This window comes from Mesorhizobium sp. A556 (assembly GCF_054489545.1).
Genome location: NZ_JBTMXA010000002.1, coordinates 44,401 through 62,985, shown reverse-complemented (window position 1 = coordinate 62,985; position 18,585 = coordinate 44,401). Strand labels below are relative to the sequence as shown.

Annotated in this window: 14 protein-coding genes; 4 read left to right on the top strand and 10 right to left on the bottom strand. The window is 62.8% G+C overall.

Going from position 1 to position 18,585, the window contains the following annotated elements; translation table 11 throughout:
• Positions 1-77: 77 nt before the first annotated feature.
• The 4 genes from ACX3P0_RS04830 to ACX3P0_RS04815 all read right to left on the bottom strand — a co-directional run bounded on the left by ACX3P0_RS04830 (position 78) and on the right by ACX3P0_RS04815 (position 7,352).
• Positions 78-2,390 carry a putative bifunctional diguanylate cyclase/phosphodiesterase gene (locus ACX3P0_RS04830; protein WP_459086939.1) on the bottom strand — a complete coding sequence of 771 codons (2,313 nt, stop codon included), beginning with the start codon at positions 2,388-2,390 and terminating at the stop codon, positions 78-80.
• A 242-nt stretch (positions 2,391-2,632) separates the two neighbouring features.
• Positions 2,633-6,106, bottom strand: a complete 3,474-nt coding sequence (locus ACX3P0_RS04825; protein WP_459086937.1) for an indolepyruvate ferredoxin oxidoreductase family protein — start codon at positions 6,104-6,106, stop codon at positions 2,633-2,635.
• 114 nt (positions 6,107-6,220) lie between these two features.
• Positions 6,221-6,751: a hypothetical protein gene (locus tag ACX3P0_RS04820; protein WP_459080709.1), complete on the bottom strand. Its 531-nt coding sequence runs from the start codon at positions 6,749-6,751 to the stop codon at positions 6,221-6,223.
• The gene (locus ACX3P0_RS04815; RefSeq protein ID WP_459086935.1) at positions 6,744-7,352 is read right to left on the bottom strand and encodes a CGNR zinc finger domain-containing protein; all 609 of its coding nucleotides are present in this window, start codon (positions 7,350-7,352) and stop codon (positions 6,744-6,746) included. Before ACX3P0_RS04815 ends, ACX3P0_RS04820 begins: the two co-directional genes overlap by 8 nt.
• A 92-nt stretch (positions 7,353-7,444) precedes the next feature.
• Between ACX3P0_RS04815 and ACX3P0_RS04810 the strand changes: the two genes are divergently transcribed.
• From ACX3P0_RS04810 to ACX3P0_RS04800, 3 genes are all read left to right on the top strand, one after another.
• Positions 7,445-8,350 carry a branched-chain amino acid ABC transporter permease gene (locus ACX3P0_RS04810; RefSeq protein WP_459087851.1) on the top strand — a complete coding sequence of 302 codons (906 nt, stop codon included), beginning with the start codon at positions 7,445-7,447 and terminating at the stop codon, positions 8,348-8,350.
• A gap of 233 nt (positions 8,351-8,583) precedes the next feature.
• Positions 8,584-9,168, top strand: a complete 585-nt coding sequence (locus ACX3P0_RS04805) for a TRAP transporter small permease subunit (RefSeq protein ID WP_459087850.1) — start codon at positions 8,584-8,586, stop codon at positions 9,166-9,168.
• On the top strand, positions 9,165-10,916 hold the full coding sequence (locus ACX3P0_RS04800; protein ID WP_459086934.1) for a TRAP transporter large permease: 1,752 nt from the start codon (positions 9,165-9,167) through the stop codon (positions 10,914-10,916). The genes ACX3P0_RS04805 and ACX3P0_RS04800 overlap by 4 nt, the downstream gene beginning before the upstream one ends.
• Positions 10,917-11,077: 161 nt before the next feature.
• Here ACX3P0_RS04800 and ACX3P0_RS04795 read toward each other — a convergent pair whose 3' ends face one another.
• Positions 11,078-12,187, bottom strand: a complete 1,110-nt coding sequence (locus ACX3P0_RS04795; protein WP_459080712.1) for a TRAP transporter substrate-binding protein — start codon at positions 12,185-12,187, stop codon at positions 11,078-11,080.
• Between the two features lie 220 nt (positions 12,188-12,407).
• Between ACX3P0_RS04795 and ACX3P0_RS04790 the strand changes: the two genes are divergently transcribed.
• On the top strand, positions 12,408-13,181 hold the full coding sequence (locus tag ACX3P0_RS04790) for a gamma-glutamyl-gamma-aminobutyrate hydrolase family protein (protein WP_459080713.1): 774 nt from the start codon (positions 12,408-12,410) through the stop codon (positions 13,179-13,181).
• 69 nt (positions 13,182-13,250) lie between these two features.
• On the opposite strand, the gene ACX3P0_RS04785 is transcribed toward ACX3P0_RS04790, so the two are convergent.
• The 5 genes from ACX3P0_RS04785 to ACX3P0_RS04765 form a co-directional block, all read right to left on the bottom strand.
• Positions 13,251-14,240 (bottom strand): 2-hydroxyacid dehydrogenase, encoded by a 990-nt coding sequence (locus ACX3P0_RS04785; RefSeq protein WP_459086932.1) that lies wholly within the window; start codon positions 14,238-14,240, stop codon positions 13,251-13,253.
• Between the two features lie 130 nt (positions 14,241-14,370).
• Complete coding sequence (locus ACX3P0_RS04780) at positions 14,371-15,393, bottom strand: LacI family DNA-binding transcriptional regulator (RefSeq protein ID WP_459080760.1); 1,023 nt, start codon at positions 15,391-15,393, stop codon at positions 14,371-14,373.
• 72 nt (positions 15,394-15,465) lie between these two features.
• The gene (locus tag ACX3P0_RS04775) at positions 15,466-16,350 is read right to left on the bottom strand and encodes a DMT family transporter (RefSeq protein WP_459086930.1); all 885 of its coding nucleotides are present in this window, start codon (positions 16,348-16,350) and stop codon (positions 15,466-15,468) included.
• A 236-nt stretch (positions 16,351-16,586) separates the two neighbouring features.
• Positions 16,587-17,075, bottom strand: coding sequence for a MarR family winged helix-turn-helix transcriptional regulator (locus ACX3P0_RS04770; protein WP_459080716.1), 489 nt, complete (start codon positions 17,073-17,075; stop codon positions 16,587-16,589).
• A gap of 192 nt (positions 17,076-17,267) precedes the next feature.
• Positions 17,268-18,446, bottom strand: a complete 1,179-nt coding sequence (locus ACX3P0_RS04765; RefSeq protein ID WP_459086929.1) for a BaiN/RdsA family NAD(P)/FAD-dependent oxidoreductase — start codon at positions 18,444-18,446, stop codon at positions 17,268-17,270.
• Positions 18,447-18,585: the final 139 nt, after the last annotated feature.

The following is an 18,585-nucleotide window of genomic DNA, read 5'->3' as shown; positions in this document are numbered from 1 at the left end:
TAAAGATTTAAATGAAAGAGACGCCGTTTACCGAATATTAACCTTAATAATCGCTCGGCAATCGGCAGCGCGGTCTCTCAAGAACTGCCGCTACGCTTTGCAGCTTTCATCTCTTCGGCGAACGGCCAGACCGTGCTCGACATCGTATCAATGCCCAGAGCGCTGAGCGGCGACCCGAACAGGAAGCCCTGAAGCAGGTCGGGGCGGATGTCCCGGCTGAGAATCTCGAGCTGCTCGAAGGTTTCGACGCCCTCGATAGTGACGGAAAGGCCGAGCGGACGCGACATGTCCACGATACCCTTGAGCAGTTGGAGCGAGCGCGGGTTGCGGGTAACATCCATCAGGAAGCTTCGGTCGATCTTGATCTTGTCGAGCGGCAGCTTGTGCAGGTAGCTCAGGCTGGAATAGCCGGTGCCGAAATCGTCGAGGGCGATCTTCACGCCAAGCGCCTTGATCTCGCTAATCAGGCCGCTCGTAGCCACCTTGTCGTCCAGAATGGCCGTCTCGGTAACCTCGACTTCCAGCCGGTGCGGCGCCAGGCCCGACACGCCAAGCGCGTCGCGAATTTTCTGGATCACATCGCGGTTGCGGAAGTCCTTGGCGGAAAGGTTGACCGAAACGCTGATCTGCTCCGGCCAGCCGACGCATTCCGCGCAAGCCGCGTGAAGCATGAATGTGCTGATATCGGAAACGATGCCCATCTCTTCGGCCAGCGGAATGAAGACGGCGGGCGAGACGGGGCCGAGGTCCGGGTGGTCCCAGCGGCACAGCGCCTCGCAACTGACTATGCGCATCGTGGCCATGGAAACGATCGGCTGGTAGACGACGCGCAGCCCCTTGGCTTCGACGGCGCTGCGCAAATCGGCCTTCATCGCCTGCTTGTCGCGGAAGGCCGCATCCATCGACGCCTCGAACATCCGCCAGCCGTTCTTGCCGAGTTCCTTGGCCTGGTAAAGCGCGAGGTCCGCCTTGACGATCATCTCGCCCACGCTGGTGTTGGCCACGGACGACAAAACTACGCCTGCGCTAGCCTGGATGCGCAGCAGATGCCCCGCCACGTCGATTTCACCCTGAAGCGTGGCGAAGATGTCCTGCATCAATGCCGTCATGTGGCTGGCATTTTCGATGCGGTCGAAAAAGATCATGAATTCGTCGCCGCCGAACCGGCTGACAAAAACACCGGGAGCGGAGAAGGTGGCCAGCCGTTCCGCCACGGCGTAGATCAAGCCGTCGCCGATGGGATGGCCGAGCGTGTCGTTGACGCTCTTGAAATCATCGAGGTCGAAGGCTGCGAGGCCGACCTGGCGGCTCTGGTCGCCCGCCGCCATGCTTTCGCTGACGGCCTCGTGGAAGAAGGCGCGGTTGGACAGGCCGGTAAGGCTGTCGTAGCGGGCCATGAAGCGGATTTTTTCCTCTGCTTCGACGCGCGCGGTCACATCCTCGAATGTGATGACGCCGAGTTCCTGGCTGCCCTCGCGCGCCGAGAACTCATAGTGCTGGCCGTTGCCGAAACCGACGACGACCTTGCGGTCCCTGCCCTCGCGAAGCGCACGCGTCAGTTGCGCCTCGACATACCGGCTGTCCTTCGGCGTCAGCATCTTGCCGGCGATGCCACGCTTGAGCAGCGAATGGACCGAACGGCCCAACAGCGCATCGGGCATTTTCAGCGACAACAGGTGCGCGGCTTCCGCATTGGCAACCACGACGCAGCCGTCGGGATCGAGCATGATCAGCCCGTGCGGCATGGTGTTCAGCGCCCGATTGAAGCGCTCGGCGATCCGGTTGGCGCGCTTTTCGGCCGAAATGGCGGTAAACAGCACGTCGCGGACGATGTCGGCATAGCGATGAATGCTGAGCAGGAAGGTGGCGGACAAAAGCCCAAGCGTGACGTGGTAGAAATCACCGCGCAGAATGAAGGCGAGCGCCATAGGGCATGTCAGCGTGACGATCAGGATGATGACCATGCGCGGGGAGCCGTAATTGCGCCCGGCAATGCCCGCCGCCGTCGCCAAGGCTATGCAAACGGCCGCGGTTTCGGAGAAACTGTCCTCGGCCGAAATGATGGCGACAAGGCAGAACAAGCCCAGGACGATACCGTGCATGCCGCCATAGACGATGTAGACGTTTTCGCGCCTGCGCGCTTCGGCGCGCGTCGCCAAGGGCGGCAACGAGGCGAAATTGCGCATGTCCAGCACGCGCACGACGCCCACGACCATCAAGCAGAGCACAACCGCCAGATAGGCCGGATTGCCGGTCTTTATCCAAACCAGCGTGATCAGCGCAACCTGAGCGGAAATTCCAATCGCGAGCGTAAACCCGTCGCGAAAAAGGGTTTCCACGAACGGGATATAGACGTCGTCAGGAAGTTCTTTTTTTCGCGATACTGCCACGTCAGTTCCCACTCCGGGAGCCTAGAACTGGCACATCCGCCTTAAGAAAGACTTAGAGCTCCGCGCGGTCCCGCCCGGCAAGCGTTGCAACCGGCAAGAGCATCGGGCCGAAAAGTGAAATCGGTTTTCGGGTTATCCCGATGCTCAATCAAAGTGTCAGAGCGTCCTTTGTGCGTCCAATTGGACGCACGGCGCTCTAAGGAGAGCGGGGCAAACCGCCATAGCGTGAACAACGGGTATATTTATTCGGCCGCCTGAAGTTCCGTCGCTGCCGAGGCGGCTTCCAGCCGTTCGGTCAGCCGCGCGCGCTCTGCCGCTGCCTTTTCGATGGAGGCTCGCCTGACATGGCCGAAGCCGCGAATGAGCAACGGCACCGAGGCCAGCGCCGCCGCCGCTTCGATGGAAGGCGGGGCAAGCCGGCGGCCAATGAGGGCAAGGTCGCCCTCATAACGCGCCAGAACCGCCCGTTCCAGCCGGCGCTCGGCGTGATAGCCGAAGATGTCGAAGACGGTGCCGCGCAGGCCTTTCAACGCCGCGAGAGCCCGAAACGCCTTCATCATCCAGGGGCCGAAACTGGACTTCTTCGGCATGCCGTCGGCGCCCTTGCGCCCCAGGATCGGTGGCGCGAGGTGGAATTCGATGCTGTCATAGCCCTGAAACTGCTTCGCCAGTTCGCGGGCGAAGGACCCGTCGGTGTAGAGGCGCGCGACCTCGTACTCGTCCTTGATCGCCATCAGCTTGAACAGGTTCTTGGCGGCCATTTCGGTGACGGTTGTCGAGCCGAGGGTGGCTTCGGCCGCGCGCAGCGTCGCGATCCGCTCCGCATAGCGCTTGGCGTAAGCCGCATTCTGGTAGGCGGTGAGGAAGGCGACACGGCGCGCGATGATGGCGTCCAGCGTCTCGGCGATCGGTGCCGGCGCGGTGGCCATGCCGGGTCCCTCGACCAGATTTTCGACGAATTCCGGCTGGTGCGCGGCGCGGCGGCCCCAGCGGAAGGCCGAGATATTCATGGCGACCGCCTGCCCGTTGAGGTCGATAGCCTTCTCGACCGCCTCCGCCGACAGCGGCAGGCCGCCATGCTGATAGGCAAAGCCGAGCATGAACATGTTGGCGCCGAGCGAATTGCCGAACAAAGCGGTCGCCGTATGCGTGGCGTCGAAGAAATGCGCCTTGTCCTCGCCGGCAGCCGTGCGGATCGCTTTCTTCAGGCGTTCGGTCGGCAGCGAGAAATCGGCCGAGCGGGTAAATTCTCCGGGCATGATCTCGGCGGTGTTGGCCAGGAAGATCGTGTGGTTTTCACGCACCGCCGCCAGCACCTTCTTCGCGCCGGATACGACGAGGTCACAGCCCAGCACGAGATCGGCCTTGCCGGCGGAGACGCGGATGGCGTGGATGTCGTCGGGCGTGTTCGCCACGCGCACATGGGTGAAGACCGAGCCGCCCTTCTGGGCGAGACCGGCCATGTCGATCATGCCGCAGCCCTTGCCTTCGAGGTGCGCCGCCATGCCGATGATCGCGCCCACCGTGACGACGCCGGTGCCGCCGACGCCATCGATGATGCCCGCCCAGCCGTCGCGCCCTAGCGCAAACCGGACCGGCTCCGGCACGCCGTCAAGCGGATCGGCCTTGCCGGCGATGCCGTCGGCCTTCCTGATTTTCGCGCCATGCACGGTGACGAAGGACGGGCAGAACCCGTCGACGCAGGAAAAATCCTTGTTGCAGGACGACTGGTCGATGCGGCGCTTGCGGCCGAATTCGGTCTCGACCGGCTGGATCGAGACGCAGTTGGATTTGACGCCGCAATCGCCGCAGCCTTCGCAGACCAGTTCGTTGATGAAGATGCGCTTGTCGGGATCGGGATAGGTTCCGCGCTTGCGGCGGCGGCGCTTTTCGGCGGCGCAGGTCTGGTCGTAGAGTAGCACCGACACGCCCTTCACGCCGCGCAATTCGCGCTGCACGAAGTCCAGTTCCTCGCGGTGATGGATGGTGGAGCGGGCCGGAAATTCGACACGGCCGGCATATTTGTCCGGCTCGTCGGTGACGATGGCAATGCGCTCGATACCCTCGGCGCGCACCTGCCGCGCGATCATGTCGACGGTCAGCCCGCCCTCATGCGGTTGCCCGCCGGTCATGGCGACGGCATCGTTGTAGAGGATCTTGTAGGTGATGTTGACGCCGGCCGACACAGCGAAGCGGATAGCGAGCGCACCGGAGTGGTTGTAGGTGCCGTCGCCGAGATTCTGGAAAATATGATCGCGGGTCGAGAACGGCGCTTGCCCGACCCATTGCGCGCCCTCCCCGCCCATCTGGGTAAAGCCGACCGTCGAACGGTCCATCCACAGCGCCATGAAGTGACAGCCGATGCCGGCACCCGCAATCGAGCCTTCCGGCACCTTGGTCGATGAATTATGCGGGCAGCCCGAGCAGAAGAAGGGCGTGCGCGAGCCGACATCGACCGTGTCGGCCAGCATCGCCTGGAACTGCTTCAGGTTCGCGACGCGGCCAGCGATCTCTTCGGAATGGCCAATGGTTTTCAGGATGCGCTCGCCAAGCGCGATGGCGATGTCGTTTGGATCGAGCGCGCCCTTGGCGGGGAACAGCCAGTCGCCGCGCTCGTCCTTCTTGCCGACGATGGTCGGCTGCACGGCCGTTCCATAGAGATTTTCGCGCAGTTGAACCTCGATCAGCGAGCGCTTTTCCTCGACCACGACGATGGTGTCGAGGCCGCGCGCAAAATCGGCTATGTGCTGGAAATCGAGCGGCCACGGACAGCCGACCTTGAACAGGGAGATGCCGAGGCGGTTGGCCTCCGCCTCGTCGATGCCGATATCCTCCAGCGCCTGCCGCACATCGAGGTAGCTCTTGCCGACGGTAATGATGCCGATCTTCGGATTGCGCCCGCCCGAATAGATCAGCCGGTTCAACCCGTTGGCGCGGATGAAGGCGCTGGCGGCGTCGCGCTTGTATTCATGCAGGCGCTCTTCCTGGCCGAGGAAATTAATCTCGTTGCGGATGTTGAGGCCACCCGGCGGCATGTCGAATTCGGGCAGGACGATGTTCAGGCGTTCGAGCGAGGCGTCGACGCTGGCGGTGGATTCGACATTGTCCTTGACGCATTTGATTGCCCCCCAGGTGCCGGCGAAGCGCGACAGCGCAAAGCCGTAGAGCCCGTAATCGATCATTTCCTGAACGCCGGCCGGATTGAGGATCGGGATCATCGCGTCGACAAAGGCGAATTCGGTTGCGTGCGCGTTGGTGGACGATTCCGCCATATGGTCGTCGCCCATCAGGGCCAGCGCGCCGCCATGTTTGGACGACCCGGCGAGATTTGCGTGGCGAAACACGTCGCCGGAGCGGTCGACGCCCGGCCCCTTGCCGTACCAGACCGAAAACACGCCGTCATACTTGCCTTCGCCCATCAACTCGGCCTGCTGCGAGCCCCAGCAGGCGGTGGCGGCAAGTTCTTCATTGAGGCCGGGTTCGAAGACGATATCGGAGGCGGCGAGCTGGGCCTTGGCTTTCCACAGCTGCAGATCCAGCCCACCGAGCGGCGAGCCGCGATAGCCGGAAACGAAGCCGGCCGTGTTCAGCCCCGCGCGCCGGTCGCGCTCGCGCTGCATGAGCAGCATGCGCACAAGCGCCTGCGCGCCGGAAAGAAAGACGTGCTCCCTGGCAAGGTCGAACTTGTCGTCGAGCGCGACATCGTGCAGCGTCATCGGGCAACTTCCTGCGAAGACCGGACTTCGAGTCACGGTCAACGTCGAAGCCAGTCTTCATCCCCTTACCGGACAGGTCAAACAAAATCGAGGCGACAAAGCGCGCTGCGACGATCAGGTCGAGGCAGGACAGGCAACGCCACGGCCACCGGGAAGCTTGCCGTCCGGGTGGCCCTTGAGTTCGGGATTGGGATCGTAGCCGGGGCCGACGACAAGCTTGCGATCCGGCAGCATGGCCTCGTCCTGGGCCGATACCATGGTGGTTTCGATGTCCTGAAGCACGGTCCCGTCGGCCCCGTTGATGCGGATGGAGACCTTGTAGGGATGGTCCTTCACCACGCATTCCAGCGACGGGCTTTCAATCGTCACCTTGGTATGGCCGACAAACAGTTTCTGGCTGAACACCAAGGGCGCGCCGCCCGCCGGATTGTCCATGGTCGTCACCGCCGTCTGGCCCGCCTCGATCGGCTTCAGCGGCTTGAGGGTCACCAGATAGGTGAGCATGGCTTCGCGGTAGTTGAAGACGACCAGCCGGCCGGTCACCTGGAAAAGCGCCTCCTTGCCGGTATCGCGGCAGGCGCCAAGCGTAAGTGCGGCAACCACGCCTACAGCCAGAGCGAGCGAATTTGCGTATTTTCTAGACATTGTCGACCTCCCTTTGCGCGATGCGGCGCTTGTAATGGCGGCTGGCTTTGCGCCGATTTCCGCAAACCGCCATGTCGCACCAGAGGCGGCTTGAGTTGCGGCTCCGATCCATGAACAGCCATCCGCAATTGGGGCAAATCTTCAGCCGTTCGGCGGCACCTGGCGCAAGCAGCGACAGGGCCGAGACGACAAGGGCTGCCTCGAAGGCAATCGGCGTTGCCGGCTCGCCGAACGGTTTTTTGGACCCGCCGATCTTTTCCGCCGTTCCCGCCAACCCTTTGGCGCAAGCTTCGAGCAGCGGCGGCAACGCGCCGGTATCGAGCGCGCCCTCGTGCACGGCACGCCTGAACAGGCGGTCGGTCGCTTCACGAATGGCCACCACCACCGGCGCAATTTGCTGCGGCCGTGGCGCTGCCAGCCGCCTGCCGCCAAGCTCGGAGGCGCGAATAGTGCTTGCCACTTCTGCAAAGCGCGCGATCTCGGCCGGGTCGTCGAAACGGTCGAAGGTCTTTTGCGGATCGCCCCGCAGCACGACGGTGTTGGCCGTGTCGAGCGCGAGCACGCCGCCGGCGAAACGATGGGGTATCCACGAAACCGTCATGCGCCAATTCTAACTGGTAAATCGAGTTTGACAAGTTAGAATTGACGGCGCAGCATTGAATGGAACCCCGCATTTCCGCAATGGCCAGGCGCATGCTCTATTTCTTTCAGCAGGTTTTGAACGGGCTGCACTCCGGCGCGCTCTATGCCTTGCTGGCCTTCGGCTACGCGCTGACCAACGGCGTCCTGCACCGCATCAACCTCGCCTATGGCGCGATCTTCGCCTTTTGCGGACAGGCAATGATCCTGACCGCCGTCTATGGCTATGACATGCTTTGGCTGACATTGCCGGTCACGCTGGCGCTCGGCGTCGCCGCCGCTTTCCTCCATGCGGGCCTGCTTTCCCGCATTCTGTCGCGCCGGGTGTTTGAGCCGCTGGCGGATCGGTCGCCCAACACCATCGTCGCCGCCACGCTGGGCGTCCTGGTGGTGCTGATGGAACTGGCGCGCATCGCTGCGGACGCACGCGATTTCTGGCTTCCGCCGCTACTGTCGCGGCCGGTCGTGTTTGCCCATGACGGCGCTTTCAAGGCTACGCTGACGGTCATCCAGCTTGTCGACTGCGCCGTCGTCGCGATCACGGTGGCGCTGGCGGGATGGGTGCTGGCGAAATCGAGTTTCGGCCGCAAATGGCGCGCCGTGTCCGACGATCCGCTCACCGCCGCCTTTTGCGGCGTCGATACGCTCGCTGTCTTTCGCGGGGCGGTTCTGGCGGGCGCGCTTTGCGCCGCCATGGCCGGCGTCATGGCCGGACTCTACTACGGCAATATCGGCTTCGGCGACGGACTGGTCTATGGCTTGAAAATCCTGTTCGTAACGGCAGTCGGTGGCTTCCTGTCGCCCGTGAAGGCAGCGCTGGGCGCTGCCGCCTTCGGCATCTGCGAATCGCTTTGGGCCGGCTACTTTTCCATCGAATGGCGTGACGCCTGGATGTACGGCCTTCTGGTCGCCATGCTGGTGCTGGTCGGCGCAACGCGCGACCGCGTCAAGGCGGTTTAGGTTCTTCCCCAGGCCGCTTCCTGGAATCCCAAGGCTGGTTCCCAGGATATTGACCGGGCGGGCTACCCGGCATACCGTTTATCGCGTCGAAAACAGGGGTTACCCCCGGCGGCGTCCGCAGACAGGGAGGAACGCCGGTGGGATTTTTCTTCGCCATCTATTTGTCGCCGGCCCTTCTCGTTTTGCTGGCAATCGTCCTGTTCGTGCTGGCGGGCATCGTGCTGGACCGGCAGATGGCTGTGCTTCTTTCCGTCTCGCGCGGCATCGACCGCATCAATGAATTCATCGGCAAGGCGGTGTCGCTGCTGATCCTGGTTTCGATCCTGGTCAGCGCCGGCAACGCGATCATCCGCAAAGTCTTCAACTCGTCGTCGAACGCGTGGCTCGAACTGCAATGGTATCTGTTCGGCGCGGCCTTCCTGCTTGCCGCCGCCTATACGCTGAAGCAGAACGAGCACATCCGCATCGACATCGTCTACGGCATGTTTTCGCGCCGCGTGCAGCATTGGATCGACCTGTTCGGCCACGTCTTCTTCCTGATGCCCTTCGCGGTGTTGATGGTGGTCTATCTTGGCCCCTACACACTCCGCTCGATCCGCAGCGGCGAAATGTCGACCAATTCCGGCGGCCTGATCATCTGGCCGGCAAAGGCGATGCTGCTGGCCGGGTTTTTCCTGCTTGCCCTGCAGGGCGTTTCGGAAATCATCAAGAAGATCGCCATCCTGCGCGGCCACATGGATGACCCGAACCCGTTCATTTCGGCCCACGAGCAGGCGGAACTCGAAGCCAAGGCGCTGGCCGGCGAGGTGCGCACATGATGGAATTCATCGCCCAGAACATGGCGCCGATCATGTTCTGCTCGCTGATTGTCTTCATGCTGGTCGGTTATCCCGTCGCCTTCTCGCTTGCAGCCAACGGGCTGCTTTTCTTTTTCATCGGCGTGGAACTCGCGCCCTATTCCAACGGCTTGATCAATCTCGCCTGGCCGCTGCTGCATGCCCTGCCCGACCGCTTCTATGGCGGCGTCATGGCCAACGAGACGCTGCTGGCGATCCCGTTCTTCACCTTCATGGGCATCGTGCTCGAACGCTCCGGCATGGCCGAAGATCTGCTCGATACGATCGGGCAATTGTTCGGGCCGATCCGCGGCGGGCTCGCCTATGCGGTCGTCATCGTCGGCGCGCTGCTTGCCGCCACCACGGGCGTGGTTGCCGCCTCCGTCATCGCCATGGGGCTGATCTCGCTGCCGATCATGCTGCGCTACGGCTATGACCGGCGGCTCGCCACCGGCGTCATCGCAGCGTCCGGCACGCTGGCGCAGATCATCCCGCCGTCGCTCGTTCTCATCGTTTTGGCGGACCAGTTGGGCCGCTCGGTCGGCGACATGTATGCCGGAGCGCTGATCCCCGGCCTGGTGCTGACCGGCCTCTATATGAGCTACGTCCTGATCGTCTCGATCGTGCGGCCCAAAATGGTGCCGGCGCTGCCGCTGGAGGCGCGAACGCTCGGCCATGGCGTGCTGTCGCTGATCGCGGCGCTCGTGGCCACCGTCGCGGTGGCCTATGCGGCCTATCGCTATCTGGCGCCGACCCAGGGCGAGAATGCCGACATTCTGGGCGCAACGGCAGGCATCATTTTCATCTATTGCGTCGCGCTGGCCGACAAGGCGTTCAACTTCAACATGATGTCGCGGCTGGCGCAGCAGGTCGTCATCGTGCTGATCCCGCCGCTGGCGCTGATCTTCCTGGTGCTGGGCACGATCTTCCTCGGCATCGCCACGCCGACCGAAGGCGGCGCGATGGGGGCGGTCGGCGCGCTCGCCATGGCGGCGGCGAAACGGCGGCTGACCATCGACGTCATCCGGCAGGCGCTGACCTCGACGACACGGCTGTCGGCCTTCGTGCTGTTCATCCTGATCGGCGCGCGGGTTTTTTCGCTGACCTTCTACGGCGTCAACGGCCATCTGTGGGTCGAGCACCTTCTGGTGTCGCTGCCCGGCGGCGAGGTCGGCTTCCTGATCTTCGTCAATATCCTGGTGTTCTTCCTCGCCTTCTTCCTCGATTTCTTCGAACTGGCGTTCATCATCGTGCCGCTGCTGGCCCCGGCCGCCGAAAAGCTCGGCATCGACCTGATCTGGTTCGGCGTGCTTCTGGGCGTCAACATGCAGACGAGTTTCATGCACCCGCCCTTCGGCTTCGCGCTGTTCTACCTACGCTCGGTTGCGGCGCGCGTGCCCTATCTCGATCGCATAACGGGCAAGCGCATCGAGCCGGTGACGACCGGGCAGATCTATTGGGGAGCGGTGCCGTTCGTCTTCATCCAGGTGCTGATGATCGGCCTGACCATCGCCTTCCCGCAGATGGTCATGCATTACAAAGGCCCGGTGGTGGACCCAGGCACGATCGAATTCAAACTGCCGGAAATGCCGGGCCTCGGCGCACCGATAGGCACGCCCTCGCCATCGACGCCCGACCTGTCGCAGCCGCCAAGCTTCGGCGCGCCGGCACCCGCACCTGCACCGGCAGCACCCGCCCCGGACCTGTCGACGCCGCCCAGCTTCAACTAGAGCGCCGTGCGTCCAATTGGACGCACAAAGGACGCTCTAACACCTTGATTAAGCATCGGAATAATCCGAAAATCGGGTTCAACTTTTCGATCCGATGCTCTAATAAAAAGAGCCCCGAAGCATCGCTCCGGGGCTCTTTTTCGACTTTCAGGCTCAGGCGTTTACAGCTTGCCGGCGCGCTGCTGGACCATCATGAAGGTGTCGAAATTATATTCGGCAACCTGCTGCCACAGATAATGCTCCTTGCGGAAGGCAGTGATGGATTCCCAGATCTTCTTGAAGGTCGGGTTGGACGCCATCATCTCGGCATAGACCTCGTTGGACTTGTCGAAACAGGCCGACATGATCTCCTGGCTGAACGGACGAAGCTGCGCGCCGTTCGCAACCAGCGACTTTACCGCCGCCGGATTGAGATAATCATACTTCTGGAGCATGTCGGCATCGGTCGCGCGCGCCGCTGTTTGCACCAGCGACTTGTAGACGGGCGACAGTTCGTCGAACTTGGCCTTGTTGAACATCAGATGGACGGTCGGGCCACCTTCCCACCAGCCGGGATAGTAGTAATAGGGCGCGACCTTCTGGAAGCCGAGTTTTTCGTCATCATAGGGACCGACCCATTCGGCTGCGTCGATTGTGCCTTTTTCCAGCGCCGGATAGATGTCGCCGCCGGCGAGTTGCTGCGGCACGACGCCAAGCCTTTCCACCACCTTGCCGGCAAAGCCGCCGATGCGCATCTTCAGCCCCGACAGGTCGCCGACGGTGTTGATCTCCTTGCGGAACCAGCCGCCCATCTGCGTGCCGGTGTTGCCGCCCGGAAAGCCGACCAGCCCCTGCGTGGCCAGGAATTCGTTGTACAGTTCGTTGCCGCCGCCATGGTAGAGCCAGGCGTTCATACCGCGCGCGTTGAGCGCGAAGGGCACCGCCGAGCCAAGCGCCCAGACCGGGTCCTTGCCCCAATAGTAATAGCCGACCGTATGGCACGCCTCGACGGTGCCCGCCGTGGCGGCGTCGGCCGCCTGAAGGCCCGGAACCAGTTCGCCGGCGGCGAAGACCTGAACCTCGAAATTGCCGTCGGTGGCTTCCTTGAGCATCTTGGAGAAAACTTCCGCGCCGCCATAGATGGTATCCAGCGACTTCGGGAAGGACGAGGTCAGCCGCCACGTCACCTTGGGGTTGGATTGGGCGATGGCCGGCGCGGCAAGCGTTGCAACGGCCGCAGCCGCCCCTGCGCCGGTAACGCCAGCCTTGCGAATGAATGAGCGACGATCCATGAATTCCTCCCTGTTGGCAATAGTGACGCCGCCCCTCCAGAAGCGTTGGTCTTGCGAGCAGGCGCGACGAAACAATACACGCCGAAGAACCAGTGTCCAGCGGAGGCTTTCGCGCGGCATGCACGTCCTGGCACGCGATAAAACTTGCCATGGAAATACGACGGCGGATCGCCTATTTTGATATCAGGCAATACACCCGACCACAGGAACAGCCACCCGAATGTCCCAGCCTCTCGTCGCCGTCTCGACCGATGTCAAACAGTTCGAGAACTACATCTGGCATGCCGCCCCGCAGCAATATCTGGAAGCGGTGATTTCCGCTGCCGGCGTGTTTCCGGTGCTGGTGCCTTCCTTCGGCGACCGGCTCGACCTGGACGAATTGCTTTCCCGCGTCGACGGCGTGATGCTGACCGGCTCCAAATCCAACGTTCATCCATCGCTTTATGGCGGCGACGCCAGCGAGGCCAACGGCCCTTACGATCCGGCGCGCGACGCCACGACGCTGCCGCTCATCCGCCGCGCTATTGAGCGCGGAGTGCCGCTGCTGGCCATCTGCCGCGGCATTCAGGAACTGAACGTCGCGCTCGGCGGCTCGCTCGGAACCGAAATACAGGAACGCGAAGGCGCGCTCGACCACCGCGCGCCCGTCAGCGACAAACAGGACGAGCGCTTCGCGATCCGCCAGAGCGTTTCGATCAAGCCGGGAAGCTGCCTGGCCGGCGTGTTCGGCGCGGGCGACATCCTGGTCAATTCGGTTCACCGCCAGGGCGTCGACCGGCTGGGCCCGAACCTGCAGATAGAGGCGGTGGCGCAGGACGGTACAGTCGAAGCCGTTTCGGTCCGCAATTCACGCAGTTTCGCAGTCGGCGTCCAATGGCACCCGGAATACTGGGTGAAGTCGGACGACGCGTCGGCCCGGATTTTTCAGGCCTTCGGCGACGCCGTGCGCGCGCATGCTACCGCGAAAACCGCCGCGCGGACGGCAGCGGAGTAGAATTTGGGGAGGCCGCTCCTTTCGGGTGGGGGTAATTCAGCCCCAGTAATCCTCCCTCTTGGGAACCCCCTACTTCGCCTTCACATTGACCGTTTCGGGCACCGGCGTAAGCGCCTTGCCATCCTGGAACCACGAAACCAAATTGTCGGCGCAAAGGTCCGCCATGGCGCGGCGCGTGTGGACCGAGGCCGAAGCGATATGCGGCAAAAGCACCGTGTTCGGGGCATCGAGCAAGGCTTGCGGCACGTTCGGCTCGTCGGCGAAAACGTCCAATCCGGCGGCGGCAATCGTGCCGTTGGCGAGCGCTGCGGCGAGCGCGTCGGCATCCACCGTCGAGCCACGCCCGATATTGACGAGCACGCCATTGCTGCCCAGCGCTGAAAGAACTTTGGCGTTGATGGCATTTTCGGTGGCGGCGCCACCCGGCGCAATGCAGATCAGCGTATCGACCGCCGCGGCCAGACCCTTCAGGGTCGGATGATAGGCGTAGGCGACGCCCTCGACCGGCCGCCGGTTGTGATAGGCAATCTTCAGGCCGAAAGCTTCCAGACGACGGGCGACGGCAAGCCCGATGCGGCCGAGGCCGAAGATGCCGATGGTGCGGCCGCGCAGCGTGAGCGGCGACAGGCGATAGTTGCCCTTGGCCACCCAGTTTCCGGCGCGCAGCCAGCTTTCCGCGCGCGAAAACTCGCGGATGGTAGAAATCAGCAGGCCGACCGCCGTGTCGGCCACCTCTTCCGTCAGCACGTCCGGCGTATTGGTGACCATGACGCCGTGCTGCCCGGCATAGGCGGCGTCGACGCCGTCATAGCCGACGCCGAAATTGGCGATGATCTCGACATTGGGCAGCGCGTTCAGGAAATCCGCGCCGAGAACCGCCTTGTCGATGGCTGGCGAAGCCGCAATGCCGCGCACCGTGTCGCGCAGTTCGACTGTTACCAGCACTGGGTCGATGCGCTCGATGGAAACCAGGTGAAATTCCTCGCCGATGCGCGAGACGGCATGCTCATACAACTTTCCGGGCACCAGGATTGGTATCGAGCGAAGGTCGGCGGCCATGGCGTTTTCCTGCGGTAAGGGTCGAGCTTAGAGCATCGGACCGAAAAGTGGAATCCGGTTTTCGGATTATTCCAATGCTCAATCAAAGCGTTAGATCGTCCTTTGTGCGTCCGATAGGACGCACCGCGATCTAACTGCGCTCCACCGGCTTTCCGGTGGACTGGCGCACATGCAGTTCGGGCTTGATGAGTTCCTGCGACGGGCGAACCGTCTGCCCGTTGAGCTTGTCGAGCAGCGCGCTTGCGGCGCGGCGGCCGACCTCGCGCTGGCCGTTCCACACCGTAGTGAGGGCCGGCGTTGCGATCGAAGCTTCCTCCAGATCGTCATAGCCGGTGACGGAAACGTCGACGCCCGGAACCAGCCCGGCGCGCGCGATGCCGTTCATCAGGCCGATGGCGACGAGGTCGTTCCAGCAGCAGGCGGCGGTCGGCTTGTCCTTCAGCGCCAGGAACTGGCTGGCCGCCTCGAAGCCGGCCTGCTTGGTGCGCGGGCCGGAAATGCGCCAGGACGGCTTGACCTCCAGCCCCGCCGCTTCCATCGCGTTGACATAGCCCTGATAACGGTCGTGGCCGGTCGAGGTCTGCTCGGTCCCGCCGATCATGACGATGCGCTTGTGGCCGAGCGAGATCAGATGGTTGGTGGCAAGTGCGGTGCCGTAGGCGTCGTCGCCGCGAAACACCGGCACATGCGCGTCCTCGACATCGCGGGCGATGAGCACCGCCGGCAGGCCGTTTTCCTCGGCCATCAGGATATCGGAAGCCGGCGTACCGATGGCCGGCGACATGATGACGCCGTCCGCACCGAGTTGCAGCAGCGTGTCGATGAAGAGGCGCTGCTTTTCAAGCTGGTCATAGTGGTTGGACAGGATGAAGGTCTGGCGGCTGCGGTCGAGTTCGCTTTCGATGGAGCGCAGGATTTCCGCATAGAACGGGTTCATGATGTCGTGGACGACGACGCCGACAATGCCCGAGCGCGAGGTGCGCAAGCTAGCGGCGCGACGGTTGTAGATATAGCCGATGGCGCGCGCATGGTCCTTGATGCGCTCGCGCGTCGAAGCGGCAACCAGCGGACTGTCGCGCAGCGCCAGCGAGACGGTGGCGGTCGACACGCCGAGCGCGTCGGCGATGGTCGATAGCTTGATCTTTTGTGCCAGTGGAGTGGCCCCCGGTTTAAACCGTTTGTTTAAACAATTTAAACGCGGCTTATGCCACCGATTTTTGGCGAGTCAAAGCGTTTTCGCCAGCACTTCCGTCTCGGCGCCGGGTGCCGCGCGATTGCGCACGCGCAGCCGATGCTCGCGGTGGACGATGTAGAGACCGCTGGCGACGATGATGGCGGCGCCCGCAAGGGTCCAGTTGTCGGGGAACTGGTGGAAGATGAGCCAGCCGAAAGCAATCATCCAGATCATCTGCGAATAGGGATAGGGCGCGAGCGCGGTGGCGGTGGCAAGGCTGTAGGCCTTGATCAGAAACCAGTGGCTGACGCCGCCGAAGACGCCCAGCATCGCCAGGATGAGCCATTGCAGGGGCGTGGCCGGAAGCGTCAGCGAGAAGGGCAGCATCGGCAAAAGCAGGATGACGGGGGCAAGGGCGGCAAACAGGATCAGGCTTTCCGGCGTTTCGGTGGCGGACATGCGCCGGGTCATGATGACATAGAAACAGTTCGCCAGCATGGCCGCCAGGGCAAAGGCGTGGCCGATGCCGAAAACGCCGACGCCCGGCCGGGTGATGACGAGCACGCCGGCAAAGCCGATCCAGATGGCAAGCCAACGGCGCCAGCCCGCCCATTCGCCAAGCATGGGGCCGGCAAGGGCTGTGATGACCATCGGTGCGAAGAAATAGATCGAGGTCGTTTCCGCCAGTTGCAGATAGCGCAGCGCCATGACGTTGAAGACGGTCGAACTGGCAAGGAACGCGCCGCGCAAGACATGGGCGGGCAGGTTTTTGGCCAGGAACCGCCGGCTATCTTTCCAGCCGCGAAACAAGAGGACCACCAGCACGACATGGCCGGCAAAACGACACCAGGCGATGAAGAACGGGGCGATGCCGGCGAGCACGAGAAACTTGCTGGACGAGTCCAGAAAAGTGAAACCGATATAGGTGACGATCATGTAGATGATCGCAGTTGGCGGTGTCGCTTGTTCTGATTTTGAGGAAGGGTGTGGCAAGACAAGACCGTTTCATTCGGACATCAGCCTTGTGCGTGAATTGACACGCGGCGGCAAGACCAAAGGCCGCCCTGGCCTACAGGCTTTGCGCAGGCAGGCCAGCCGCCGGCGCGTTCGGCGGCTGCAATAGAATGAAACGGCCTACTCTTCGGTGTCGTGCCTACTCTTCAGCGTCGTGCCTACTCTTCAGCGTCGTGTTTGCCTTCGATCTCAGGGCTCTCTTCGGCAAGGTCCAGTTCTTCGTCCAACAAGTTCGCCTCGATGCGGGCCAGCATCTTGAACAGCACTTTCTGCTCTTTCTTGTCGAGGCCCTTCAGCGCCTGCTTTTCGGTCTTTTTCACCGATTTCTCGATGGCGCGGATGGTGCCGCGGCCAAGATCGGTCAGGAATATATGCGCCTGGCGCGCATCGGCATCGGAAGCGCGCTTGTCCAGAAAACCCTGTGCCTGCAGGCGGTTGATGGTCTTGGTGATGGTCGGCGGACGGACGCCGAGGCGAGCGGCGAGCTTGCCGGGCGTCTGGCCGTCCTCTTCCTCCAGCGACAGCATGATCTGGTCCTGGCCGGCATAAAAGCCGTGCGCCAGAAGGCGGGCGGCGAGCGCCGTGCGCGCCAGCCTTGCCGCCGAATGCAGCCGGTTCATCGTCGCGGTTCTGTCTGGCTTGGCCATGTCTTCCTCTCGGGTCCGTGATAGGCGGGCAATATAATCATGCCTCGCTTGCAATCGCCCCGTCTTTCGCCCGCGAAAAGCCCTTTGCCGGCAAGCGAAACCGCAGCGACATGCTTATGGCAGAGCCAGATTACAGTTAGATGACAGTCGTTATCCGGCTCTGCTTTATCGTTCGCCCCTGTCTGGCGAGCCTCAAACCGCCTGCCCGGCGCACCAGCCGGAGGACCACGCCCACTGGAAATTGTAGCCGCCGAGCCAGCCGGTGACATCCACCACCTCGCCGATGAAATAGAGGCCCGGCACCGCTCTGGCGGCCATGGTCTTCGAATCCAGATCGCGCGTATCGACGCCGCCCAGCGTCACTTCGGCCGTGCGATAGCCTTCCGAGCCGGCCGGCTTGATGCGCCAGTAGTTGACGGCGGCCTCGACGCGGCGGAACTCCTTGTCCGGCATGTCGGCCAGGTTTTTCGAAGCGCCAAGCTGCTCCGCGATGGTCTGCGCCAGCTTTTTGGGCAGGAAGGCCGCCAGCACCGTCTGCACCGCCTGCTTGCCGTTTTCAGCGCGCGCCGCGCGCAAAGCGTCGAATACATCGACTTGCGGCAGCATGGCGATGCCGATCTCGTCGCCCTCGCGCCAATAGGACGAGATCTGCAGGATGGAAGGCCCGCTGATGCCGCGATGCGTGAACAGCATGGCTTCCGAGAATTTTGTCTTGTTGCACGACACCACGGCATCCACCGCGATGCCCGCCAGCGGCTTCAAGCGCTCCAGCGTATTCGGCTCGAAGGTCAGCGGCACAAGGGCAGGCCGCGTCTCGACCACCGCCACGCCGAATTGCGCGGCAAGGTCGTAGCCCCAGCCCGAAGCGCCCATCTTGGGGATCGACTTTCCGCCGCTCGCCACCACCAGCGAGGCGCAGCGCACTGGTCCGTCCTCAAGCCCGACGACGAAACCATCTGCGCTCTTTTCGACTTTTTCCGCGCGTGTGTTCAGCCGCAGCACCGCACCGTGGCGCTTCATTTCTTCCAGCAGCAGCGCGATGATCTGCGTGGCCGACCCGTCGCAGAACAATTGCCCCAGCGTCTTTTCGTGGAAGGCGATGCCGTAGCTTTTCACCAGTGCAATGAAATCATGCTGCGTGTAGCGCTTCAACGCCGAGATGCAGAAATGCGGGTTCTGCGACAGGAAGTTCTTCGGGCTGGCGTGGATGTTGGTGAAGTTGCAGCGGCCGCCGCCGGAGATACGGATCTTTTCGCCGGCGGTGCGCGCATGGTCGATCACCAGTACGGTGCGGCCGCGTTTGCCCGCCTCGATGGCGCACATCATGCCGGCAGCGCCCGCGCCTACGATCACGACATCGAAAAAATCCAAAAACCCAGTCCCCGAGACCAAAACCTCTCTATAACCTGCGATCGGTGCTTTGCATCGCAATTTTCAACGCAAAAGGCCGCGACCTGGCCCAATGCGAAACAGGCGGGATTGGTCGTGCAAAACGCCGCGCGTCATCCTA

Excerpts from the sequence above, each read along its gene's own strand:
- ACX3P0_RS04770 (WP_459080716.1), bottom strand. The coding sequence starts at position 17,075 with ATGGCCAAGCCAGACAGAACCGCGACGATGAACCGGCTGCATTCGGCG.
- ACX3P0_RS04800 (WP_459086934.1), top strand. The coding sequence starts at position 9,165 with ATGATGGAATTCATCGCCCAGAACATGGCGCCGATCATGTTCTGCTCG.
- ACX3P0_RS04820 (WP_459080709.1), bottom strand. The coding sequence starts at position 6,751 with ATGTCTAGAAAATACGCAAATTCGCTCGCTCTGGCTGTAGGCGTGGTT.
- ACX3P0_RS04815 (WP_459086935.1), bottom strand. The coding sequence starts at position 7,352 with ATGACGGTTTCGTGGATACCCCATCGTTTCGCCGGCGGCGTGCTCGCG.
- ACX3P0_RS04785 (WP_459086932.1), bottom strand. The coding sequence starts at position 14,240 with ATGGCCGCCGACCTTCGCTCGATACCAATCCTGGTGCCCGGAAAGTTG.
- ACX3P0_RS04805 (WP_459087850.1), top strand. The coding sequence starts at position 8,584 with ATGGCTGTGCTTCTTTCCGTCTCGCGCGGCATCGACCGCATCAATGAA.
- ACX3P0_RS04810 (WP_459087851.1), top strand. The coding sequence starts at position 7,445 with ATGCTCTATTTCTTTCAGCAGGTTTTGAACGGGCTGCACTCCGGCGCG.
- ACX3P0_RS04775 (WP_459086930.1), bottom strand. The coding sequence starts at position 16,350 with ATGATCGTCACCTATATCGGTTTCACTTTTCTGGACTCGTCCAGCAAG.
- ACX3P0_RS04790 (WP_459080713.1), top strand. The coding sequence starts at position 12,408 with ATGTCCCAGCCTCTCGTCGCCGTCTCGACCGATGTCAAACAGTTCGAG.
- ACX3P0_RS04795 (WP_459080712.1), bottom strand. The coding sequence starts at position 12,187 with ATGGATCGTCGCTCATTCATTCGCAAGGCTGGCGTTACCGGCGCAGGG.
- ACX3P0_RS04825 (WP_459086937.1), bottom strand. The coding sequence starts at position 6,106 with ATGACGCTGCACGATGTCGCGCTCGACGACAAGTTCGACCTTGCCAGG.